28 protein-coding genes are annotated in these 22,377 nt (G+C 69.9%); 18 read left to right on the top strand and 10 right to left on the bottom strand.

Annotated features, from left to right (window positions below):
* Positions 1-282: 282 nt before the first annotated feature.
* Positions 283-1,416, top strand: coding sequence for an IS30 family transposase (locus GB932_RS10945; RefSeq protein WP_156760168.1), 1,134 nt, complete (start codon positions 283-285; stop codon positions 1,414-1,416).
* Positions 1,417-1,487: 71 nt separating this feature from the next.
* Here the strand turns inward: GB932_RS10945 and GB932_RS10940 are convergent, their stop codons facing one another.
* Together GB932_RS10940 and GB932_RS10935 are read right to left on the bottom strand one after the other, a co-directional pair.
* Complete coding sequence (locus GB932_RS10940; protein WP_156760707.1) at positions 1,488-2,426, bottom strand: LLM class F420-dependent oxidoreductase; 939 nt, start codon at positions 2,424-2,426, stop codon at positions 1,488-1,490.
* Positions 2,427-2,465: 39 nt separating this feature from the next.
* Positions 2,466-2,789 carry a hypothetical protein gene (locus tag GB932_RS10935; RefSeq protein ID WP_156760706.1) on the bottom strand — a complete coding sequence of 108 codons (324 nt, stop codon included), beginning with the start codon at positions 2,787-2,789 and terminating at the stop codon, positions 2,466-2,468.
* 40 nt (positions 2,790-2,829) lie between these two features.
* Between GB932_RS10935 and proC the strand changes: the two genes are divergently transcribed.
* From proC to GB932_RS10920, 3 genes are read left to right on the top strand one after another with little or no spacing between them, the layout of a single operon-like run.
* Positions 2,830-3,669 carry a pyrroline-5-carboxylate reductase gene (proC, locus tag GB932_RS10930; RefSeq protein WP_156760705.1) on the top strand — a complete coding sequence of 280 codons (840 nt, stop codon included), beginning with the start codon at positions 2,830-2,832 and terminating at the stop codon, positions 3,667-3,669.
* A 58-nt stretch (positions 3,670-3,727) separates the two neighbouring features.
* A complete protein-coding gene (locus GB932_RS10925) occupies positions 3,728-5,086 on the top strand; it encodes a TrkH family potassium uptake protein (RefSeq protein WP_156760704.1) in 1,359 nt (452 codons plus the stop codon).
* Positions 5,087-5,107: 21 nt separating this feature from the next.
* Entirely contained in the window at positions 5,108-5,803 is a 696-nt protein-coding gene (locus tag GB932_RS10920) for a potassium channel family protein (protein ID WP_197517432.1), read from the top strand.
* Between the two features lie 4 nt (positions 5,804-5,807).
* Here the strand turns inward: GB932_RS10920 and GB932_RS10915 are convergent, their stop codons facing one another.
* Positions 5,808-6,479: a potassium channel family protein gene (locus tag GB932_RS10915; protein WP_156760703.1), complete on the bottom strand. Its 672-nt coding sequence runs from the start codon at positions 6,477-6,479 to the stop codon at positions 5,808-5,810.
* Entirely contained in the window at positions 6,472-7,935 is a 1,464-nt protein-coding gene (locus tag GB932_RS10910) for a TrkH family potassium uptake protein (RefSeq protein WP_156760702.1), read from the bottom strand. Before GB932_RS10910 ends, GB932_RS10915 begins: the two co-directional genes overlap by 8 nt.
* A 100-nt stretch (positions 7,936-8,035) precedes the next feature.
* Between GB932_RS10910 and GB932_RS10905 the strand changes: the two genes are divergently transcribed.
* On the top strand, positions 8,036-8,440 hold the full coding sequence (locus GB932_RS10905) for an ArsR/SmtB family transcription factor (RefSeq protein ID WP_156760701.1): 405 nt from the start codon (positions 8,036-8,038) through the stop codon (positions 8,438-8,440).
* Positions 8,441-8,446: 6 nt separating this feature from the next.
* Here GB932_RS10905 and GB932_RS10900 read toward each other — a convergent pair whose 3' ends face one another.
* Positions 8,447-9,241, bottom strand: coding sequence for an ABC transporter permease (locus GB932_RS10900; protein ID WP_156760700.1), 795 nt, complete (start codon positions 9,239-9,241; stop codon positions 8,447-8,449).
* Entirely contained in the window at positions 9,238-10,119 is an 882-nt protein-coding gene (locus GB932_RS10895) for an ATP-binding cassette domain-containing protein (protein WP_438616712.1), read from the bottom strand. Before GB932_RS10895 ends, GB932_RS10900 begins: the two co-directional genes overlap by 4 nt.
* A gap of 82 nt (positions 10,120-10,201) precedes the next feature.
* Here GB932_RS10895 and GB932_RS10890 point away from each other — a divergent pair, with 82 nt between their 5' ends.
* From GB932_RS10890 to GB932_RS10860, 7 genes are all read left to right on the top strand, one after another.
* Complete coding sequence (locus tag GB932_RS10890) at positions 10,202-11,128, top strand: TetR/AcrR family transcriptional regulator (RefSeq protein ID WP_156760699.1); 927 nt, start codon at positions 10,202-10,204, stop codon at positions 11,126-11,128.
* A gap of 150 nt (positions 11,129-11,278) precedes the next feature.
* Positions 11,279-12,199, top strand: a complete 921-nt coding sequence (locus GB932_RS10885) for an ABC transporter ATP-binding protein (RefSeq protein ID WP_156760698.1) — start codon at positions 11,279-11,281, stop codon at positions 12,197-12,199.
* Positions 12,196-12,960, top strand: coding sequence for an ABC transporter permease (locus GB932_RS10880; protein ID WP_156760697.1), 765 nt, complete (start codon positions 12,196-12,198; stop codon positions 12,958-12,960). Before GB932_RS10885 ends, GB932_RS10880 begins: the two co-directional genes overlap by 4 nt.
* Positions 12,961-13,041: 81 nt before the next feature.
* Complete coding sequence (locus tag GB932_RS10875) at positions 13,042-14,214, top strand: sensor histidine kinase (RefSeq protein ID WP_156760696.1); 1,173 nt, start codon at positions 13,042-13,044, stop codon at positions 14,212-14,214.
* Positions 14,208-14,816 (top strand): response regulator transcription factor, encoded by a 609-nt coding sequence (locus GB932_RS10870; RefSeq protein WP_156760695.1) that lies wholly within the window; start codon positions 14,208-14,210, stop codon positions 14,814-14,816. The genes GB932_RS10875 and GB932_RS10870 overlap by 7 nt, the downstream gene beginning before the upstream one ends.
* Before the next feature lie 86 nt (positions 14,817-14,902).
* On the top strand, positions 14,903-15,103 hold the full coding sequence (locus GB932_RS10865) for a helix-turn-helix domain-containing protein (RefSeq protein WP_156760694.1): 201 nt from the start codon (positions 14,903-14,905) through the stop codon (positions 15,101-15,103).
* A gap of 131 nt (positions 15,104-15,234) precedes the next feature.
* Positions 15,235-15,333, top strand: coding sequence for a 30S ribosomal protein bS22 (locus GB932_RS10860; RefSeq protein ID WP_003792170.1), 99 nt, complete (start codon positions 15,235-15,237; stop codon positions 15,331-15,333).
* A gap of 60 nt (positions 15,334-15,393) precedes the next feature.
* Here GB932_RS10860 and GB932_RS10855 read toward each other — a convergent pair whose 3' ends face one another.
* Together GB932_RS10855 and GB932_RS10850 are read right to left on the bottom strand one after the other, a co-directional pair.
* Positions 15,394-16,608: a sensor histidine kinase gene (locus GB932_RS10855; protein ID WP_197517430.1), complete on the bottom strand. Its 1,215-nt coding sequence runs from the start codon at positions 16,606-16,608 to the stop codon at positions 15,394-15,396.
* Complete coding sequence (locus GB932_RS10850; RefSeq protein ID WP_156760693.1) at positions 16,605-17,309, bottom strand: response regulator transcription factor; 705 nt, start codon at positions 17,307-17,309, stop codon at positions 16,605-16,607. Before GB932_RS10850 ends, GB932_RS10855 begins: the two co-directional genes overlap by 4 nt.
* A gap of 137 nt (positions 17,310-17,446) precedes the next feature.
* On the opposite strand from GB932_RS10850, the gene GB932_RS10845 reads away from it, so the two are divergent.
* From GB932_RS10845 to GB932_RS10820, 6 genes are all read left to right on the top strand, one after another.
* Complete coding sequence (locus tag GB932_RS10845) at positions 17,447-17,836, top strand: hypothetical protein (RefSeq protein WP_156760692.1); 390 nt, start codon at positions 17,447-17,449, stop codon at positions 17,834-17,836.
* Between the two features lie 149 nt (positions 17,837-17,985).
* On the top strand, positions 17,986-18,276 hold the full coding sequence (locus GB932_RS10840; RefSeq protein WP_156760738.1) for a rhodanese-like domain-containing protein: 291 nt from the start codon (positions 17,986-17,988) through the stop codon (positions 18,274-18,276).
* Positions 18,273-18,530 (top strand): glutaredoxin family protein, encoded by a 258-nt coding sequence (locus GB932_RS10835; protein ID WP_156760691.1) that lies wholly within the window; start codon positions 18,273-18,275, stop codon positions 18,528-18,530. Before GB932_RS10840 ends, GB932_RS10835 begins: the two co-directional genes overlap by 4 nt.
* Entirely contained in the window at positions 18,527-18,814 is a 288-nt protein-coding gene (locus GB932_RS10830; protein WP_197517429.1) for a PLDc N-terminal domain-containing protein, read from the top strand. Before GB932_RS10835 ends, GB932_RS10830 begins: the two co-directional genes overlap by 4 nt.
* Positions 18,815-18,856: 42 nt before the next feature.
* Positions 18,857-20,368, top strand: coding sequence for a molybdopterin-dependent oxidoreductase (locus GB932_RS10825; RefSeq protein WP_156760690.1), 1,512 nt, complete (start codon positions 18,857-18,859; stop codon positions 20,366-20,368).
* Between the two features lie 84 nt (positions 20,369-20,452).
* Positions 20,453-20,752: a Dabb family protein gene (locus GB932_RS10820; protein ID WP_156760689.1), complete on the top strand. Its 300-nt coding sequence runs from the start codon at positions 20,453-20,455 to the stop codon at positions 20,750-20,752.
* Positions 20,753-20,794: 42 nt separating this feature from the next.
* Here the strand turns inward: GB932_RS10820 and GB932_RS19240 are convergent, their stop codons facing one another.
* Together GB932_RS19240 and GB932_RS10815 are read right to left on the bottom strand one after the other, a co-directional pair.
* On the bottom strand, positions 20,795-20,932 hold the full coding sequence (locus GB932_RS19240) for an MFS transporter small subunit (RefSeq protein WP_197517428.1): 138 nt from the start codon (positions 20,930-20,932) through the stop codon (positions 20,795-20,797).
* Entirely contained in the window at positions 20,929-22,326 is a 1,398-nt protein-coding gene (locus tag GB932_RS10815; RefSeq protein WP_156760688.1) for an OFA family MFS transporter, read from the bottom strand. The genes GB932_RS19240 and GB932_RS10815 overlap by 4 nt, the downstream gene beginning before the upstream one ends.
* Positions 22,327-22,377 lie beyond the last annotated feature (51 nt).

Here is a 22,377-nt window from a genome sequence, read left to right as displayed (position 1 = left end):
GTTGGGTTCTAGCGGTGGTCGCAACGCCCTGACTTTCAGGAGGTCGCGGCCATCGTGTCGTTTTCGGAGAAGCGTCAACAGTTCCTCGTCCTGCTCGACGAGGTCGGCAACGTGGGGATCGCCGCTCGCGAGCTGGGCGTGAACTACTACACCGCCCGCAATTGGGCGCGGAAAGCGGGAAAGCGATCGGTCCGCCAGCCGCGTCCGGATTCGCGCCAGGGCGAGTACAAGCGGCTCCGGGAAGAGGGAGCGTCTCGACGAGACGCGGCCCAGCGGGTCGGGATCCACGAACGCACCGCCCAGGACTGGGACCACGGTGTCCATCACTCGCGGAACTCGCGGTTTCATCCCGACGGGCGCCGCGTGAATTACTCCACCGGTCAGGTCACGATGGAGTCCATGACGACTCCACCACCATCACAGGTTCCCGAGCAGACGGGTTCTCGTCTGCTGTCGCTTCCAGAACGGGAGAAGATCGCGGATCTGACCCGACTCGGTTGGTCGTTGCGGGCGATCGGCCGGGACCTGGGAAGGTCGGCATCGACGATCAAACGCGAGCTCGACGCCCGGACCACCGGCGGCGTCTATCTGCCGTATGGCGCGCATCGTGACGCGGCCGTGAAACGGGCGCGCCCGAAGCCAGCGAAGCTCGCCCAGCCGGGACGGCTGCGGGAGTTCGTGTCGGACCGGTTGGCGCAACAATGGTCTCCGGAGCAGATCAGCGGCGTCTTGTCGCGTGATCACGCCGGCGACGAGAGCATGCAGGTGAGCACGGAGACGATCTACCAGGCGATCTATGTCCAGGCCCGCGGCGGCCTGAAACGCGCCGTCGTCGACGCGCTGCGCACCGGACGGACCCGTCGTAAGCCGCACCGATCGCCGGGACACCGCACGAGCCGGTTCGTCGATCCGATGATCATGATCAGCGACCGCCCCGCGGACGTCGAAGACCGCGCCGTCCCCGGGCACTGGGAAGGGGACCTGATCGTCGGGGCGGGCAACCAGTCCGCGATCGTCACCCTCGTCGAACGGTCCACGCGTTACGTGATGCTCGGGCATCTGCCTAGCGACCATACCGCCGAGGCTGTCCGGGATGTTCTCGTCCCCCTGATCGGTTCGTTGCCTGCGCATCTGCGCGGGTCGCTGACCTGGGACCAGGGATCGGAGATGGCCGACCACAAGGCATTCCGGATCGCCACGAACGTCCCGGTCTACTTCTGTGATCCCGCCGCGCCCTGGCAACGCGGCTCGAACGAGAACACCAACGGGCTGCTGCGGCAGTACTTCCCGAAGGGCACCGATCTGTCGATCCACGGTCCGGAAGATCTCGAGCACGTCGCGCAGAAACTCAACGGCCGTCCCCGCAAGACACTCGGTTGGGACACCCCAGCCGAGCGTCTGCTACAACTCGTATAAAACACCCGGTGTTGCGACCACCACTGGAATCCGCCCTGCGCGGATCGGGCGTGTCGTGGCGAGTGGTTCGCTCACCGCAGCTGGGGGAGCACCTCCTCGCCCACGAAGGCGACGTGGTCGAGGTCGGTCATGTCGATCATCTGGAAGTAGAGGCGGCCCGCGCCGTTCTCGATGAGGTGCCCGGCCCGGTCGACGATCTCGGCGGCGGATCCGCAGAAGGTGTGGTCGCGGCGGAAGTCGTCGAGGTCGACACCGGTCGCGGCGGCGCGGCGCGCGACATCCGCGTCGGTCTCGCCGGCGAGGGTCGTGAGCGCGACGGTCGTCTTCAGCGTCTCGGGATCGCGGCCGATCTCCTCGCACGCCGCGCGGGCGCGGGCCCACCGGTCGAAGACCACGTCCTCGGGCTGGAACGGGATGTTGAACTCCGTCGCGAAGCGGGCCGCGATCGCCGGCGTGCGCTTCAGTCCCGCACCGCCGACGATCACGGGAGGGGCGTCCTGCGCCGGCTTCGGGAGGGCGGGCGAATCGGTCAGCTGGTAGTGCGCACCATCGAACGAGTAGGTCGCGTGCTCCGGCGTGCCCCAGAGCCCCTGCACGATCTCGAGCTGCTCCTCGAGCAGGTCGAACCGCTTGCGGGGGAAGGGGATCCCGTAGGCGGCGTGCTCGGCCTCGAACCATCCCGTGCCCAGCCCGAGCTCGGCGCGCCCTCCCGACATCTGGTCGACCTGCGCGACCTGGATCGCGAGGATCCCGGGCGCGCGGTACGTCACCGACGACACGAGCGTGCCGAGGCGCAGCGTCCGCGTCTCGCGGGCGAGACCCGCGAGCGTCGTCCACGCATCGGTCGGCCCGGGCTCTCCCGTGAAGAAATCGCCCATCTTCAGGTAGTGGTCGGAGCGGAAGAACCCATCGAAGCCGCTGCGCTCGGCCTGCTGCGCGAAGGCGAGCTGGGTGTCGTACGACGCGCCCTGCTGGGGCTCGGTGAAGACGCAGAACTCAGGAGTGGTCATGAGTCGATCCTGGCACCGGTTCGCCGGCGCGGGCGAGGATCAGTCGCTCGAACGGACGACGAACGCCTCGGTCGGAGGCTCGGCCTGGTCCGGATCCGAGTAGACGCGCGCGGAGAGGAACATCTCCTGCACGGCCGGGACCTCGTGGCGCAGGCGCCCCTCGACGACGTCGAGGTCGCGCGCGATGGACGAGAGGGGCTTGTCGAGCGGCACCGACACCTCGCCGGCGACGAGCAGTCGGCCCGGCGCGATCGTGACGATGTTCAGGCGCAGCACCTTTTGCACCTCGGGGCCCTGTTCGATCGCGGCGATGACCTTCGGGGCCTCGGATCGGGCTGCCTCGTCGCTCACGTGTGCATCCATGCGCCCAGCGTATAGCGAGCCCGGCTGTAGCGTGGAAGGCATGACTGAAGCCCTTCCCTCTGTCGCGTTCATCGGTGCCGGTTCCATGGGAGGCGCGATCCTCCGAGGGCTCGTCGCGAGCGGGATCCCCGTCGACGGCGGGATCCACGTCACCAATCGCACGTCCGCGAAGGCCGCGCCGCTCGCCGAGCTCGAGGGCGTCACGAGCATCGCTCTGGAGGACACCGCCGACGGCAATGTGCAGGCGGCGCGCGCCGCGCGCGTGATCCTCGTCGGCGTGAAGCCGTACATGATCGCCGACCTGCTCGATGAGATCGGGCCCCATCTGCGCGACGACGCGATCGTCGTGAGCCTCGCCGCGGGGATCACGATCGCGCAGTTCGAGGACAGGCTCGGCGCGACCTCGGTGATCCGCTCCATGCCGAACACGCCCTCGACCGTCCGCAAGGGCGTCACGGGCCTTGCGGCGGGCACGCACGCATCGACCGACGACATGGCCATCGTGAAGCGCCTCTTCGAGACGGTCGGCGACGCCGTCGAGGTCGACGGCGACGACGGCATCGATGCGATCTCCACGATCTCCGGATCCGGCCCCGCCTACGTCTTCCTCTTCATCGAGAAGCTCATCGAGGCCGCGAAGCACCAGGGCTTCGACGACGAGACCGCCCGCCTCATCGCGGAGCGGACGTTCATCGGCGCGACGGCCTTCCTCGAGGCGTCCGGCCAGCACCCCGCCGACCTGCGCCGCGGGGTGACGAGCCCGAAGGGCACGACCCACGAGGCCATCGAGACCTTCCAGGCGGCCGACCTCGACGCGCTCTTCGCGAAGGCGACGGACGCGGCGTACGCGCGCGCGAAGGAGCTCGCCGCCGAGGGCTGATCGACGGATCCGCCGCGCCGACTTGCGCGCCGCGGGGATCGGCGTACTGTCGTCGCTCGTGACTCGACCAGCATCCGCGTCCCGGTGGCGCGGCTTCGCTCCCGCCCAGGCGATCGTCCTGGGGTTCGGAGCAGTCCTCGTCGTCGGCACCCTCCTGCTGTGGCTGCCGGTCTCCGCCGCACCCGGGAGCCGCACGAGCTTCGTCGACGCGCTCTTCACCGCGACGTCGGCGCTGTGCGTGACGGGCCTCGTCGTTGTCGACACGGCGAGCCACTGGAGCGGTTTCGGCCTCGCGGTGATCCTCGTGCTCATCCAGCTCGGCGGCCTCGGGATCATGGTGTTCGCGGCCCTCGTCGGCATCGTCCTCGCGCGCAGGCTGTCGGTGCGCGCCCGGATGAACGCCGTCACCGAGGCGAAGACCCTCGGCGCCCCGAACGTGCGCCGCATCGTCGCCGGCATCTTCCTCACCTCGATCATCATCGAGGCGGTCGTCGCGCTCATGCTGCTCGTGCGGTTCCTCATCGGCTACCGCGGCGATTACGGCATCGGCGAGGCCATCTGGATGGCCGTCTTCCACTCCATCTCGGCGTTCAACAACGCCGGCTTCGCGCTGCAGAGCGACAGCATGATGGGCTTCGCGGCGGATCCGTGGATCCTGCTGCCGATGTGCGCCGCGATCATCGTCGGCGGCGTCGGCTTCCCCGTGCTGCGCGAGCTGCGGCGCGAGTTCCGTCATCCGCTGCACTGGTCGATGAACACGCGCATCGTGCTCGCCGCGACGGTCACGCTCCTCGTCCTCTCGACTCTCGTGATCACGGCGATGGAGTGGACGAACGCTGACACGCTCGGTGGTGAGGATCCCTGGGTTCGCGTGCTCGGCGGCTTCTTCCACGCCGTGCAGACGCGCACGGCGGGATTCAACTCGGTCGACATCGGGCTGATGCACGACGAGACCTGGCTCGTCACCGACATCCTCATGTTCATCGGAGGCGGCCCCGCGGGCACGGCCGGCGGCATCAAGGTCACGACGTTCGCCGTGCTGCTGTTCATCCTCTGGACCGAGCTGCGCGGCGGCACCGCCGTGAACATCTTCGGCAAGCGGCTCTCGCGCAGCGTGCATCGCCAGGCGATCTCCGTCGTGCTCGTCGCGATCGCGGGCATCGTCGTCGTGACGCTCGTGATCCTCGCGATGACCGACCTCGAGCTCGACAAGGTGCTGTTCGAGGCGATCTCGGCGTTCGGAACCGTCGGGCTGTCGACGGGCATCACGGGGGATCTGCCGGATCCCGCGCGCGTGCTCATGTCGATCCTCATGTTCCTGGGCCGCCTCGGCCCGCTCACACTCGGCTCTGCCCTCGCCCTGCGCGAGCGGAAGGCCGCATACGAACTACCCAAGGAGCGCCCGGCCATCGGCTGAGGCGCGAGAGAGGACTGCACGATGGGTTCGTTTCTGTCATTCAGAGAGCGTGCCGGGCGGATCGCCGAGGCCGACTCGGTCGTCGTCATCGGGCTGGGGCGCTTCGGCGCGTCCGTCGCGCTCGAGCTGATGGCGTCGGGCACCGAGGTGCTCGGCATCGACGCGGACGAGGATCGCGTCCAGGAGCTCAACGGCCAGCTGACGCAGGTCGTGCGCGCCGATGCGACGAAGGAGGAGGTGCTGCGTCAGCTCGCCGTGCACGAGTTCGACCGGGCGATCATCGCGATCAGCGGCGATCTCAAGGTGTCGATCCTCGCGGCATCGCTGCTGCTGCAGCTGAACGGCCCTGTCGTCTGGGCGAAGGCGATCGACGAGCAGCACGGGCGGATCCTCGAGCAGCTGGGCGTGCATCACGTCGTCTACCCCGAGCACGACATGGGGCGTCGCGTCGCCCACCTCCTGCGCGGGGCGGCGAAGGACTACCTCGAGGTCGACGAGGGGTTCGCGATCGTCAAGGTCACGCCGCCCGAGGAGCTCCACGGCGTCCCTCTCGGACAGACCCGGCTGCGCGAGCGCCGTGGCGTCACGATCGCGGCGCGCAAGGCCGTCGGTGGGGAGTGGACGCCCGCCGACGCCGAGACGATCCTCCGCGAGGACGACACAGTGCTCGTCTTCGGCGCCACGCGCAAGGTGGAGGCGTTCGCCCAGCTGCGGTGAGCCCTTACCGGTCGAGCGCCGCGAAGCGTTCGACGTCCTCGTTCGTTCCCGAGACGATGATGAGGTCGTGGTTGGTGACGACCGTGTTCGCCTCGGCGTAGTGGAACGGCTTGGCCGGCGACTTCACGCCCACGACCGTGACGTGGTACTTGGTGCGGACACCCGAATCGGCGAGGGTGACTCCCCGGATGAACTTCGGCGGGAACATCTTCGCGAGCACGAAGTCGTCGTCGAAGCGGATGAAGTCGAGCATGCGCCCGCTCACAAGGTGGGCGACACGCTCGCCCGCCTCGCGCTCGGGGTAGATGACGTGGTTCGCGCCGACGCGCGAGAGGATCTTGCCGTGAGACTGGCTCGTCGCCTTCGCCCAGATCTGGGGCACCTTGAGATCGACGAGGTTCGCCGTGATGAGCACCGACGCCTCGATCGAGGATCCCGTCGCGACGACGGCGACCTGGAAGTCCTGCGCGCCGATCTGCTTCAGGGCCTCGACGTTGCGGGCATCGGCCTGCACCGTGTGGGTGACGCGCTCCGACCACTTCTGCACGAGCGCGAGATCGGCGTCGACGGCGAGCACGTCGCGGTCGAGGCGGTCGAGCTCGCCGGCGCACGCGGCGCCATAGCGCCCGAGGCCGATGACGAGCACAGGGGAGTCGCTGCGGAGCGGTTCAACCAACGATCGGCCTTTCGACGGGCAGCTCGTAGTGCTGCGACTGCGATGTCGCCGCGACGGCCGCGGCGAGTGTGACTGTACCAACGCGCCCCATGAAGATGGTCACGGCCATGATGTAGAGCGCGGCGTCGGGCAGTGTCTCGGTGAGCCCTGTCGACAGCCCGACGGTGCCGAACGCCGAGATGACATCGAATAGGACCTCCGCGATGGGGGCGTGCGTGATCTGGGCGATCGCGATGGTCGCGATGGCGACGATCGTCGAGCCCCACGCGAGGACCGCGACCGCGACGCGCTGCACGTCGGAGGGGATCCGGCGCCCGAACGCCTGCACCTGCCGGCGCCCCTTCGCCTCCGACCAGACGCCGAGAGCGAGCACGGCGAGCGTCGTGACCTTGATGCCGCCGGCCGTCGACGCGGACCCGCCGCCGACGAACATCAGCATGGATCCGACGACCATGCCGGATCCGTACAGCTCGCCGATGTCGATCACGGAGAAGCCTCCGGATCGGGTCATGATCGAGACGAAGAACGCCTGGAAGATCGTCTCTCCCGCGCCCATCGACCCGAATGTGCCGGGATTGTCGTACTCGAGGGCGAGGAGGACCGCGGCGCCGGCGAACACGAGCAGCGTGGCCGTGACGAGCGTGAGCTTGACGTGCAGCGACCACGTCTTCGGGCGGAAGAGCGTCGCCTTGCGGGGAATCGTGAGGTGGCGAGAGAGCGCGAAGATGACGGGGAAGCCGACGGATCCGACGAACACGCTGAGCATGACGATGGTGAGGAAGTAGAAGTCGTCGGCGAAGAGACCGATGCTTCCCTCGTTGAGGGTGAAGCCGGTGTTGGTGAACGACATCGCGGCATAGGTGATGGCCGCCCAGGTGCCCTCGAGCCACCACTCGTACTTCGCGAGCGCCGACGGCAGGATCAGCAGCGCGACGGCGAGCTCGATGACGAGGGTCGACAGCGCGACCGTGCGCAGCAGATGGCCGACCTCGCCCAGATGGACGGCCTGCGACTCGTTCACGGCGCCGCCGTGGGCGCGCAGGGGGTTCGTGTCGCCGGCCGCGATGAGCTTCGCGCGCAGACCCATGCGCTTCGACATGATGAGGCCCAGCATCGATGCGAGCGTGAGCGCGCCCATGCCGCCGATGTTCACGCCGATGAAGAGCACGATCTCGCCGAACACCGACCAGTGGGTGGTCATGTCAACGCTCACGAGGCCGGTGACGCAGATCATCGACATCGCCGTGAACACCGCATCGGACAGCGGCGTGACCGTGCGGTCGGCCGAAGATATCGGCAGCGAGAGGATCGCCGTGAAGATGATCACGAGGCTCGAGAACACGAGGATCGCGAACCGCGACGGCGAGTGCGTCGTGACGACCCGGAAATGGTGCCACGCGGCGCGCGTGAACCGTGCGATCGGCCTCGAACGCTGCGCGGCCTCGCTGCCTGGCATCACCGGGCGCCTCTCGTTCGCGTGCAGGACAGCGATCATCGTACCGCCGCACCCTCGGCCACCGTGTCGAATATGCCCGGCATGCCATACGCTGTGGGCTATGGCCGACATCTTCGACGTGATCGCCGACGGCACCCGGCGCGAGATCCTGCAGCTGCTGCTGCGTCGCGACCAGGAGACGCAGGACGGCACGAGCGTGTCGGAGATCGTCGGGGAGCTGAGCGTGAGCCAGCCGACCGTGTCGAAGCACCTCAAGGTGCTGCGCGAGGCGGGGCTCGTGTCGGTGCGCGAGGAAGGCCAGCACCGCTACTACCGGCTCGAGCCGGAGCCCCTCGAGGTGATCGACGACTGGCTCGTGCCGTTCTTCGTCGACGAGAGCGAGCTCGCGGCGGAGGCCACGCAGTCGATCTACGCGCCCCTGCCGCAGCCCGCGTCGAAGTTCGCCGAGTCCCTCGGCCGCACGGCCGCCGTCGTGCAGACGGCGCTCAAGCGCCTCGGCGCCTGAGCCGTCTCAGCGCCTGCCCGCCTTCCGTCGGAACAGCCAGGCGCCCCACGCCGCCGCGACCGCGACGATCCCTGCGCACCAGACGAGCGCCCACAGGGGCGCGGCGCCCGCATCGGTGCCCAGGAGGAACCCGCGGATCGTCTCGATGACCGGGGTCACGGGCTGCACCTCGGCGACGGTCCGCAGCCATCCGGGCATCGACTCGAGCGGCACGAAGCCGCTCGAGATGTACGGCAGGAACAGCAGGATGAATCCGTATCCGCTCGCGGCCTCCGCGGATCCGGCGGCGAGGCCGATCGCGGCGAACAGGTAGGTGATCGCGAAGATCCACATCGCGATCGTCGCGATCGCGCCGATCCAGTCGAGGAGCGACGCGTCGGGTCGGAATCCGATCGCGAGCGCGACGAGGATCACGACCCCCGTCGCGAGGAGGTTCCGCGCGAGGGAGGCGACGACGTGGCCGGTCAGAACCGCGCCGGCGCGCAGCGGCATCGTGCGGATGCGGTCGATGATCCCGCCCGTCATGTCGTTCGCGACGAAGGTGGCCGTCGTCGCGGCGCCGAAGCCCGCGCAGGTGAGGATCGTGCCGGGGACGACATAGTCGACATATCCGCCGCTGGGGTCGATCGCGCCGCCGAACACGAACGTGAACACGAGCATGAGCATGACCGGCAGCACGATCGACATGAGAAGCGACTCGGCGTCGCGAAACGAGTGGCGCATGCTGCGTCCGACGAACACGGCCTCGGCGGCGAGGCCGCCGAGGCGCGGGCGCGCAGCGGCGAGGGTGGCGGCGGTCATGCGTCCTCCTTGTGTCGGGGGCGGTCGGTGAGTGCGAGGAAGACGTCGTCGAGCGTCGGGCGATGGATCGCGATCTCACCGTCGAGGCCGGCGGCGTCGAGCTCGTCGATTGCGCGCCGTACGGACGACACGGAGCCGTCGGTGGGCAGCTCGCGCAGGAGCGCCCCCGCGGCATCGCGCAGCTGCACGGATCCGCCGCCGATGCGCGCCTTGAGCTCGTCGGACGTGCCGAGGGCCGCGATCCGCCCATCGTGCAGGACGGCGATGCGATCGGCCAGCTGATCGGCCTCCTCGAGGTACTGCGTCGTCAGGAACACCGTCGTGCCGGTCTCGGCGAGGGCGGCGATGATGTGCCAGAGCTCGCGGCGGCTGCGGGCGTCGAGGCCCGTCGTCGGCTCGTCGAGGAACAGCACCTGCGGCTGGACGACGAAGCTCAACGCGAGGTCGAGGCGCCGGCGCATCCCGCCGGAGAAGGCGCCGACGCGGCGGTCCGACGCATCTGCGAGGTCGAACCGGGAGAGCAGCTCCTCGGCGCGCAGCGCAGCGCTCGTGCGCGACAACCCGGACAGGCGCCCGAACATGACGAGGTTCTCCCGCGCGGTGAGGACCTCGTCGACGGCCGCCGCCTGGCCCGTGAGCGCGATGCACTGCGTCACGGCCACGGCGTCGCGCGCGACGTCGTGGCCGGCGACCTGCGCGGATCCGCCGTCGGGACGCGTGAGCGTCGTGAGGATGTTCACGAGGGTCGTCTTCCCGGCGCCGTTCGGGCCGAGGAGGGCGAAGACCTCGCCGTTCTCGACGCGCAGGTCGACGCCGTCGAGAACGGCGTGGGTGCCGAAGCGCTTCTGGAGCGCGCGGGTCTCGATGGCCGGTGTCACGATCGGATCCTTTCGTGTACGAGCGAAACTGTTTATGACCATAACACACTGTTTACGACATATACCGACGTAGGCTGGGGTCATGCAGGAAGACACCGAGCTCCCCCGCGGGATCGCTCTCGCCTGGGGCGTCGCCGCGAACCCGCAGCGCGGCCCCAAGCGCGAGATGAGCGTCGAGCGCATCGTCGAGACGGCCGTGGCGCTCGCCGACGCGGAGGGCATCGGCGCCGTGTCGATGGCGGCCGTCGCGAAGAAGCTCGGATTCACGCCGATGTCGCTGTACCGCTACGTCAGCGCGAAGGACGATCTGCTGCTGCTCATGCAGGAGGAGGCGACCGGCGCGCCGTCCCTGCGTCACCGCGACGAGGAAGGGTGGCGAGCGAAGCTGCGCGTGCTGTTCGTCGAGCAGGTGTCGATCTACCTGCGCCACCCGTGGATCCTCGCCCTGCCCATCTCGGGCTCGCCCATCACGCCGAACAGCTCACAGTGGATCGAGGCGGGTCTCGAGGCCCTCGACGGCGCGCCCCTCGGCGAGGAGGAGAAGCTCGCCATCGTGCTCGCGATCACGGGGCAGGCGCGATGGCAGGGGATGGTCTACGCGGGCTACGACCAGGCGGCGCGCGAGTCGGGCCGCACGACCGAGGAGATCAGCGCCGAGGAGCACGCGCTGTACGACCGCGTCATCGACGGCGAAACGTATCCGCGGGTGCGTGCGCTCGTCGACGCCGGCGCGTTCCTGTCGGAGGCGGATCCCTTCCGCTTCGGGCTCGAGCGCACGCTCGACGGCATCGAAGCGTACCTCGACGCGCGGGGGAGCGGCGCCCCCGCGGCCCTGGACCGGACGGCGATCGAGGGCGTCGCCGATGTCGCCGACGACAAGAGGTATCGGGCGGCCGTTCGCCATCTGGCGGCGACGGAGAAGGAGCTCCGCCAGGCGGAGAAGGCCGTCCGCCAGGCGCGCCGGCAGCAGGAGCAGGCGCTGCGCGAAGCCCGCGCCCGCCTCGACTGAACCCCGCCCCCGGTCATCGGATCCGCGCCGACGAGTGGCCGCGAGAACCGGTCGGCGGGCGTCATGCGAACGGCGGTATGACATCTGTCATGCCGGATCCGTGACAGCGGGCCCTCGCCGCGCGGTGCGCGGTCGGCCACGCTGGGAGCCATGGACACACAGCAGACGGCGGTGGAGCTGCGCGGGGTCGTGAAGGAGTTCCGCACGGGCGGCGGCCCCTTCCGCGCGGTCGACGGCATCGACCTCACGATCCTGCGCGGCGAGATCGTCGCGCTCCTCGGGCCGAACGGCGCCGGCAAGACGACGACGCTCGACATGGTGCTCGGCCTCACGGCCCCGACGGCCGGCGATGTGTCGGTGCTCGGATCCGCGCCGCACCGCGCCGTGCACGACGGGCAGGTGTCGGCGGTCCTGCAGTCGGGCGGGCTCCTGCGCGACCTCACGGTGCGCGAGACGGTCGCGCTCATCGCGTCGACCTTCGCGAAGACCCTGCCCGTCGGCGAGGTCATGGAGCGGGCGGGCATCACCGCGATCCAGAAGCGACGCGTCTCGAAGTGCTCGGGCGGGGAGCAGCAGAAGCTGCGCTTCGCGCTCGCGCTGCTGGCGGATCCCGATCTGCTGATCCTCGACGAGCCGACCGCCGGGATGGACGTGACGGCGCGGGCGGAGTTCTGGGATCGCATGCGCGAGGACGCGCGGAACGGGCGCACCGTCATCTTCGCGACCCACTACCTCGAGGAGGCCGACGCGTTCGCTCAGCGGATCGTCATGGTCGCGGGCGGGCGCGTGGTCGCCGACGGCACGACCGCGGAGATCCGCGCGACCGCGACCGGCCGCCGCGTGCACGCCTATGTCGACGCCGCACGCGAGGCGGAGGTCGTGCGGGCACTCGAGCGGATGCCGGAGGTGCTCGACGTCGCCTCCGACGCGGGCCGCCTGCACGTGCAGGCGTCCGACTCGGACGCCGTCGCCCGCGCCCTGCTCATCGAGCACGGCGCACACGACCTGGAGATCGCCGCGGGAAGCATGGATGATGCGTTCCGCCTCATCACGGAGCGAGCATCCGCATGAACGCCACCTACTACCGCATCGAGCTGGCCCGCGTCGGACGCGACTTCGTGACGATGTTCTTCATCGCGATCCTCCCGGCCTTCATGTACCTCATCTTCGGCGCCGCGCAGGACTACGGCGACACGGATCTCGGGAACGGCAACGTCGCGTTCTACATCATGGTCGGCATGGCCGCCTACGGCGCCGTCACCGCGACCGTCGGCGTCGGCGGAATGGCGGCCGTCGAGCAGATGCAGGGCTGGGGCCGCCAGCTCGGCCTCACGCCGATGAGCGACGCGCAGCGGGTCGTGACGAAGGCGGCCGTCGGCTTCACGGTCGCGATCGTCCCCGTCGCGCTCATCTACCTCCTCGGCTGGCTCACGGGAGCCGAGGCGATCGCCCGCGTGTGGACCGCGAGCGCGATCATCGTCCTCATCGGCGCGGCCGTCTTCTCCTTCTTCGGCCTGCTCGCCGGGCTCCTGTTCCGCAGCGAGGGCGCCGTCGGGGCGGCGAGCGGATCCCTCGTGGTCTTCGCCTTCCTCGGCAACCTGTTCTTCCCGCTCAGCGGCGCGCTGCTCGACATCGCGCGGTTCACGCCGCTCTACGGATACGTAGCGCTCGCCCGGTACCCGCTCACCGAGGGATGGATCGCGTCGATGGGCCCGGGCGGCCAGCCCGAGCGCGACGAGCTGTGGGTCCCGATCCTCAACCTGGCCGTGTGGACGATCGTGTTCGTCACGGCGACGATCCTCATCGCGCGGCGCGGGCGGGCGCGACAGTGAGCAGCCCGGGGCGGGGCGAGATGGGGGAGGCCCCCGCCCCGCGGTGCATTCCCCGACGCGCGGAGTGACACGATGGGGACCATGAGCGCGACGGAGACGGGCGAGGAGCGGGATCCGGGCGGATCCCGGCGTCGTCGGCCGTCCACCCTGCCGAGCGCGGCCGATGCGGCGCGTGGGCCGTGGGACCGCTTCGCGTGGGTGCTCGGCATCGTCTGGGTCGTGTTCATGCTGTTCCCGATCTCGGCCGCATCCGAGAGCTCGGCGCCGAGCATCGCGCGCGGCGCGGGCGTGGCGCTGCTCGTCGCATACGCCGTGACCTATATGGCGGCGTACGCCTGGATGATCCGATCCGGCGATTGGCGCACCGCCGCGCGGCGCGGGGGGATCGGCCTCGCGGTGATGGTCTCTCTCATGGCGGCCGCGGCGATCCTCGTCGGGCCCGGTGCGCTCGGCGCGGGCGCGTTCCTCATCTCGATCGCGATGTTCGCCGGCCCGATCATCCAAGCGCTCATCGTGGCCACCGCGGCGTTCCTCGGCCAGTACCTCGTCCTCACGATCGTCCTCGCGAGCGTTCCGGACGGGTTCGCCGAGTTCGGTGTGCTGTACATGCCGCCCGCCATCGTCTTCGTCTCGGTCGGGTGCATCCGTCTCATCACGAACGCGCAGGAGCATCATGACGAGATCGATCGACAGCTCTCCCTCGTCGCCGAGCGCGAGCGCGTCGCGCGCGATGTGCACGACGTCCTCGGGCACAGCCTCACGGTCGTGACCGTCAAGGCCGAGCTCGCGGAACGCCTGATCGACCGGGACCCCGAGCGCGCCAAGGCCGAGATCGCCCAGGTGCGCAGCCTGTCACGCGAGGCGCTCGCCGAGGTGCGGGCGACCGTGTCGGGGCTGCGCGTCGCGCGGCTGGCCGACGAGCTCGTCGCCGCCCGCTCCGCCCTCGACGGGGCGGGGATCCGTGCGGATGTGCCGGAATCGGGCGACGTCGTGGATCCGCGGCGCCGCATCGTCGTCGCGTGGACGCTGCGCGAGGCCGTCACGAACGTCGTGCGCCACGCGCGGGCCGCGCGCTGCGAGGTGCGGCTCGCGAGCGACGGCATCATCATCGAGGACGACGGCATCGGGATCGAATGGGACGACGCCGCGTCGGGCCTGCGCGGCATGCGCGAGCGCGCCGAGGCGGCGGGCGCGAGTCTCTCGGTCGGCCCGGGCGAGGACGGGCGCGGGACGCGCGTGGAGGTGCGATGGTGATCCGGATCCTGCTGGCGGACGATCAGGCGCTCGTGCGCGGGGCGCTCGCCGCGCTCCTCGCGCTCGAAGACGACATCGACGTCGTCGCGGAGGTGGGGCGCGGCGACGAGGTGGTCGAGGCGGCCCGCGCATCTCACGCCGACGTGTGTCTGCTCGACATCGAGATGCCGGGGGCCGACGGCATCGAGGCGGCGGCACGGATCCGCGATGAGCTGCCGGGCGTGCGCTCGATCATCGTGACGACCTTCGGGCGCCCCGGCTACGTGCGCCGCGCGCTCGAGGCGGGCGCGGGCGGCTTCGTGGTGAAGGACACCCCGGCGGGGGAGCTCGCCGAGGCGGTGCGCGGAGTGTGCGCCGGTCGCCGCGTGATCGATCCGTCGCTCGCGAGCGACTCCCTCGCCAGCGGTGCGAACCCGCTGACCGAGCGCGAACGCGAGATCCTGCGCGAGTGCCTGGGTGGCGAGCCGATCGCGGTCGTCGCCGCGCGCGTGCACCTCACTCAGGGCACGGTGCGCAACTATCTCAGCGCCGCGATCGCGAAGACGGGGGCATCGGGGCGGGTCGCGGCGGCGCGCGCTGCTGAGGCGAACGGCTGGCTCTGACCGGTCACATCGGCCACACAGGTTTACATGAGCCTCCCCGTCCCCATAGAGTGATCCTGCTGGCAACACCCCGGGGAGAGTTGAACATGGCCGAAATGCCCGACGTGCGGTTCCTGACCGTCGCCGAGGTCGCCGACATCATGCGCGTCTCGAAGATGACGGTCTACCGACTCGTGCACTCCGGTGAGCTCCCCGCCGTGCGCTTCGGACGCAGCTATCGCGTCCCCGAGAGCGCCGTCACCCAGGTCGTGCAGCTGCCCGATGAGGGGCACGCGCAGGCAGGCTGAACGTCCGCCGAATTCGTCCACACGGGGCATCGGTATAAGATGCTCTGAGGCACTTTTTCTGCCGTCCCGTTTCCGGACGCCGGCACCTGTACGTGCCAGCCGTCCGACCCCGAGACATGAGTGAGGTTCCCATGGGATCTGTCATCAAGAAGCGCCGCAAGCGCATGGCGAAGAAGAAGCACCGCAAGCTGCTTCGCAAGACCCGCCACCAGCGTCGCAACAAGAAGTAAGCGTCGCAGGACGAGACGCCGGCCCCGCACCCGCGGGGCCGGCGTCTTCTGTATCGGCGCTCAGGGCTCGGCGGGCAGGGCGAGCGTGACGACGAAGCCGTCGTCGACGTTGTCGGCGCCGACCTCACCGCCGTGCGCCTCGACGATGCCGCGGACGATCGCGAGGCCGAGGCCCGCACCGGGCTCATCGCGCGACCCCGCCGCGCGCCAGCCGACGTCGAAGAGGCGCCCGAGGTCCTCGCTCGCGACGCCGGATCCGTGATCCATGACGCTGACCAGGAGGTGACGGGACTCGTCCTCGCCCGATCCTTCGGAGAACGACCGATCTGACGGATCCGATCCGCCGATTCGATCCGTCGGACGGGCCGTCCTCCGGCGCACGGGTTCCCGCTGCTCGGCGTCGATGACGATCTCGGACCCCTCCGGGGCGTGCCGCACCGCATTCGCGAGGAGGTTCCCGATCGCCCGCGTGAGCTCGCGCGGATCCGCCCACAGCATGTGACCGTCGATGCGCGCGGGAACGATCCGCACGCCCCGCGCCTCGGCCTGCGCCTGCACGTCGACGACGGCATCGGAGACGAGATCGAGCAGCGAGACGAGCTCCCGATGCAGCACGAGCGTGCCGGTCTCGAGCCGCGAGAGCTGGAAGAGATCGTCGACCATGCGGTCGAGCGCGTCGACGCGCGCCCGGATCACGCGGGCCGAGGCGGCCGGATCCGTGCTCACGCCGTCGTCGATGGCCTCGGCCGTCGCGCGGATCCCCGCGAGCGGCGTGCGCAGATCGTGCGAGATCCACGCGAAGAACTGGCGCCGCGCATCGTCGAGCTTCGCGATCTCGCCGCGGGCCGCCGCGAGCTTCTCGCTCGTCTCAGCGAGCTGCGCGGAGACCTCGTCGAACTCGCGCCACCCGGGGCGTTCGGCGTCGACGACGGCGCCCTCGCCCACCTGCCGGGCGGACGCGATGAGGGCCGCCGTCGACGCCCGCGCCGTGCGGCGGGCGAGGAACCAGGCCGCCGCGATGCTCACGACCGCCGAGACGCCGACGACCCAGAGGAACACCGTGAGATCGTGCGGCGACACGTACATCTCGCCCATGATCGCGATCGTCGACACCACGACGCCGCCGACGGCGCCCGCGACGACGATCGTGAACTGCGACGCGATCGACCGGCGCCGGTTCCATCGCAGCGCGAGAAGCGTCGCACCCGCGACGGCGATCGTGCACACGAGCGCGGTCGCGACGATGAGGGCGATGTCGGCGCCCCCGAGCATCATGACGTCGATGATGCGTCTCCCTCCGGGGTGAAGCGGTATCCGCGGCCCCACTCGGTGCGCAGGTATTCGGGGAGGCGCGGATCCCGCTCGATCTTCTCGCGAAGGCGGCGCACGTGCACCGTCACGGTGGATCCGTCGCCGACGCTCCATCCCCACACGGCACGCAGCAGGTCGTCGCGCGTGAGCACCCGATCTGGGTGCCGCGCGAGGTGCAGCAGCAGCTCGTACTCGCGGGTCGTCAGCGCGATCTCGCGCCCGTCGATCCACGCGCGTCTGTGCGCGGGATCCACGCGGAAACGACCCGTCTGGAAGACCGACACCGGATCCGCGGCCTGCCGCCGGCGCAGCAGCGCGCGCACGCGCAGCAGCAGCTCGCGCATCGCGAACGGCTTCGAGAGGTAGTCGTCGGCGCCGAACTCGAGCCCCTCGATCCGCTGCTCGACGCCGCCGAGGGCCGTCAGCATGAGGATCGGGACATCGGATCCCGCCCGGACCTCGCGGCAGAGCTCGTCGCCGCTGATCCCGGGCAGCATCCGGTCGATGACGAGCAGGTCGGGGATGGCCTCGGCGATCGCGGCGCGCGCCGAGAGCCCATCGCCGTGCAGCGATACGACGAGCCCCGCCTCGCGCAGGTAGTCGCCGACGACGGCGCGCACGGTCGGGTCGTCCTCGACGACCATCACCCGCGGCGTGCTCTCCATGGTGACGACGATAGGCGCTCCGCGGGCCGGGGACACCGACCCTTACGGCGTTGAAACAAGTCGCCCGTGCGGGCCATCGCGGTGATTGCGTCGGGGGAGACGTCGCGAACGGCGCGACGAGAACACAGGAGACAGCCATGCGCAGAACTTCGATCACAGCGAGCGCGTTCGTCGGCCTCGCACTCGTCCTCGCAGGCTGCGGCACGGGGGCGGGTTCGGGCGTCGACACGGACGAGCCGATGGACGAGACCCCGATGGAGCAGCCGATGGAGTCGGACACGCCCATGGACGAGGAGATGGGCGAATGCCCCTCGGAGGAGCCCATGGACGAGTCGATGGAGGAGGAGTCCATGGACGAGGAGTCCATGGGGGACGAGTCCATGTCCGACGAGTCCATGTCCGACGAGTCGATGGACGGCGAGTCGATGGACGGCGAGTCGATGGACGGCGAGTCGATGGACGGCGAGTCGATGGACGACGAGATGTCGGACGAGATGTCCGACGAGATGGCCGACTGCGCGATGTGACGCGGGCCTGCGATACACAACGACGCCAATTCTGCTGCCCGGCTGCGGCCGACCCGCGTGATTCCGCGGGCCCCGCCAGGACGGCACGCAGAATCGGCGTCGTCGTGCATCTCGATCCGACCGGCCGCGGCGTGCGCGAGAATGGATCCATGCAGGAGATCACGGTCGCCGAGCTCATGGCGCGTACGGACACCCCGCTCATCGACGTGCGCGAGGAGGGCGAGTTCGCCGCCGGCCGTGTGCCCGGCGCGATCAACATCCCCCTCTCGCAGCTGGGCGAGCGCCTCGGCGAGCTGCCCCATGAATTCGACGTCATCTGCAAGATCGGCGGACGCTCGGCTCAGGTCGTCGCCGCGCTCGAGCCGCGCGGGTACGACGTGACGAACGTGCAGGGCGGAACGGACGCATGGATCGAGGCCGGCTACGAGGTCGAGCGGTGACCGACCTCACCCTCATCACGAAGCCCGACTGCCACCTCTGCGACGTCGCGCGCGAGGTCATCGACCAGACTCTCGCCGGCCTGACCGACGAGGTCGCCGACGGCGTCGAGGTCACCGAGCTGTCGATCCTCGACGATCCCCTGCTGCACGAGACGTGGTGGGAGAAGATCCCCGTGGTCCTCATCGACGGCGAGCTGCATGGCCATTGGCGCGTCTCGCAGGACCGCCTCACGCAGGCGCTCCGCGGCCGATGACCGGTGGAGGCGTCGCCGCCATGGTGATCTCGGACGAGGCGAACCCGCTCCTGCCCATGGCGTACGACATCGCGTGGAGCGGGGTCCTTCTCGCTCTGGCGGCCATCGGCGTCGTTGCGCTCGTGTCGGTCGCGCGCGCACGCGGGGTGGACCGGGAGCGCCGCATGCTCTGGACGCTCGCCGTGGTCCTCCTCCCCGTGCTCGGCGCGATCGGCTGGTTCTCGTCGGACACCCGACGCGAGGCCCGCGCGCGCCGGAGGGACGCACGTATTTCGTCTCCGTAAGGATTGACCGACGCCGCGCGCTCGCGCCGTAGCCTCAGTGGCATGGAGACACGGATCGCGAAGGGCCCAGCGGCGTGGGCGGGCGTGGCCTCGGCGGTCGCGGGAGCGGGGCTGGGCGAGCTCGCCGCCGTCATCGCGGCGCCGCGGTCGAGCCCGTTCGCGGCCATCGGGTCCGTGCTCATCGACCTCGCCCCGACGTGGGCGAAGGATCTCGCGATCGCCCTGTTCGGCACGGCCGACAAGATCGCGCTGCTCGTCCTGATCGGCGCCGTGCTGCTCGGAGTGGCGGCCGTGTCGGGGCTGATCCAGCGGATCAGGCCGCCGTGGGGATCCGTCCTCGCGGGCGCCCTCGGCGTCGTCGGGATCGTCGCCGCCCTCACGCGCGCGAACCCCGACGCGCTCGCGATCGTGCCGTCGGCGATCGCGGGGGCGGTCGGGGCGGCGGGCGTCTGGCTCCTGATCCGGCGTCGCCAGGCGGAGCAGGCCGAGGGACTCTCGCGGCGCGGCTTCCTGACCGCGAGCGGAGCCGCGGCGATCGTCGGCGTCGCGGCCGCGGCATGGTCGGCTGTCGGGACGGCGACGGATCGCACGATCCAGGCGATCCGTGCCGCGATCCGGCTGCCGTCCGCGCAGGATCCCGCGAGCGTGCCGGACGGCGCGGAGCTCGCGATCGACGGGCTCGACCCCGTCATCACCCCGAATCGCGACTTCTATCGCATCGACACGGCGCTCGTCGTGCCCGAGATCGATCCCGCGCAGTGGAGCCTGCGGATCCACGGTCTCGTAGAACGTGAGGTGACGCTCTCGTGGGACGAGCTGCTCGCCCTGCCGCTCGAGGAATCCGTGACGACACTCGCCTGCGTGTCGAACACGGTCGGCGGCGGGCTCATCGGCAACGCGGTGTGGCTGGGATACCCGATCCGGCACCTGCTCGCCGAGGCCGGGCCGCTGCCCGAGGCCGACATGGTGATGTCGCGGTCGCAGGACGGATTCTCCGCGGGCACGCCGCTCGAGACCCTCACCGACGACCGCCACGCGATCCTCGCCGTCGGTATGAACGGCGATCCGCTGCCGTTCGAGCACGGCTTCCCCGTGCGCATGGTGGTGCCGGGGCTCTACGGATACGTGTCGGCGACGAAGTGGGTCGTGGAGCTCGAGGTGACCCGCTTCGACCGGGCGCGCGCGTACTGGACGGATCGCGGCTGGTCCGCTCGCGGCCCCATCAAGCTGCAGTCGCGCATCGATGTGCCGCGCGGCACGGAGGTGCCGTCCGGTGAGACGGTCGTCGCCGGCGTCGCGTGGCAGCAGCACGTCGGTGTCGCGGGCGTGGAGGTGTCCGTCGACGGCGGATCGTGGCAGCGCGCGCAGCTCACGTCGGCCATCTCAGACGACACCTGGGTGCAGTGGAGCCTGCCCGTCGTGCTCGACGCAGGCGAGCACACCCTCGCCTGCCGCGCGCTCAGCCGCCGCGGCGAGACGCAGACCTCCGACACCGCGCCGCCCGCCCCCGACGGCGCGACCGGCCACCACTCCGTACGCGTGACGGCGGTGTGAGCCGCGCCATCGTGTCGCCCTCCCCGTGGGATCCGATTCGATCCGTACGATGACTTAGATCCCCTGATCTGCAAAGGAGCGCGCATGATCCGCCATATCGTGATGTTCGACGTCGACGCCGACACCGCCGAGGACCGCAACGCCAAGATCACCGAGGCGGCCGTTCGCCTCGAGAAGCTCGTCGGCGTCGTGCCGGGCCTGCGCTCGATGACCGTCGGCGCGAACTCGGTCGACATCGACGGCAACTTCGACTTCGCCCTCGTCGCCGACTTCGACGACGCCGACGCGCTCGCCGTCTACGCCACGCACCCCGCGCACGTCGAGGTGTCGACGTTCATCGGCACGTTCAAGACGCGCCGAGCCGCGATCGACTTCGAGATCTGACGCGACGTGCGCCCCGCGGATCGGATCCGCGGGCGCGCACAGTCACCCGGTGAACAGCGGCGTCACCGAGATCGCGGTCTGCACGAGCGCGTAGACCAGCGGGATCCCGACGATCGCCCACGACACGACGATCCGCGCCGTCTGCGACGACCCTGTCGACGGAGGATCCTGCTCGTTCACTTCGCCACCTCCTGCTTCTCGGGCTCGGGCTCGGGTCGCGTCGGCTCGTGGAAGCGCTCGGAGACGGGGCGCACCAGCAGGTTGGCGATGAAGCCGACCGCGAGGACGCCGACCATGGTGAACAACGCGGGGCGGTAGTCGGCGGCGACGAGTTCGCCAGGCGTGCCGCGCGCATCGAGGAACCCGTTGATGATGAGCGGCCCGGCGATGCCCGCGGCCGACCATGCTGTGAGCAGGCGGCCGTGGATCGCGCCGACCTGATACGTGCCGAACAGGTCGCGGAGATACGCGGGGATCGTCGCGAACCCGCCGCCGTAGAACGACAGGATGATCGCGGCGAGGACGACGAACAGCAGCGTGCTCGACGCTCCGACGGTCGACAGGAGCAGGTAGAGGACGATCCCGACGCCGAGGTAGATCATATAGATCGGCTTGCGTCCCGTGTAGTCGCTCGTCGACGACCACACGAACCGCCCCGCCATGTTGAACAGCGACAGCAGCGCGACGAATCCCGCCGCCGTCGAGCCGACCACGAGCGAGGTTCCTCCCTCGCGGAAGAAGTCCTGGATCATGGGGCTCGCCTGCTCGAGGATCCCGATCCCGGCCGTGACGTTGCAGAACAGGACGATCCACAGCAGCCAGAACTGCGGCGTCTTCGTCGCGTTGGCCGCCGAGACGTTCGCGGTCGTGACGAGTGACTTGGGCTTGACGGTGCGCGGATCCCAGTGGTCGGGCTTCCATCCCGGCGCCGGCGTGCGCACGTTGAAGACGCCGAGCATCATCACGAGGAAGTACACGACGCCGAGCGTGACGAACAGCATCGCGACCGCGGATCCCGAAGCGATGGCTCCGGAGTCCGCCGGATCATAGGTCGGGTCGTAGAGCGCCATGAGCTGGCGGGAGACGGGGGAGGCGACGAGCGCGCCGCCGCCGAATCCCATGATCGCCATGCCGGTCGCGAGGCCCGGCCGGTCCGGGAACCACTTGATGAGGGTCGACACGGGCGAGATGTACCCGATGCCGAGACCGATGCCGCCGAGGAACCCGTAGCCGATGTAGACGAGCCAGAGCTGCGTGGTCGAGATGCCGAGCGCCCCGACGAGGAACCCGGCGGCCCAGAAGCAGGCTGACGTGAACATCGCCTTGCGTGGGCCGACCTTCTCCACCCACGTGCCGAGGATCGCGGCCGAGACGCCGAGCATGACGATCGCGATCGAGAAGATCACGCCGATCGCCGTGAGGGAGGCATCGAAGTGGGCGACGAGGGAGTTCTTGTACACGCTCGTCGCATACACCTGGCCGATGCAGAGATGGATCGCGAGGGCGGCGGGCGGGATGAGCCACCGGCTGTACCCGGCCGGGGCGATCGTGTGCTGCCGATCGAGGAATGACACCTGATGGACCTCCTTGTCGTCGCGCCGCAGGAAACGGGCGAGCTGAAGCCG

The organism is Microbacterium karelineae (assembly GCF_009745985.1).
GTDB classification, from domain to species: Bacteria; Actinomycetota; Actinomycetes; order Actinomycetales; family Microbacteriaceae; genus Microbacterium; species Microbacterium karelineae.
This window is presented reverse-complemented; position numbering and strand designations above follow the sequence as displayed.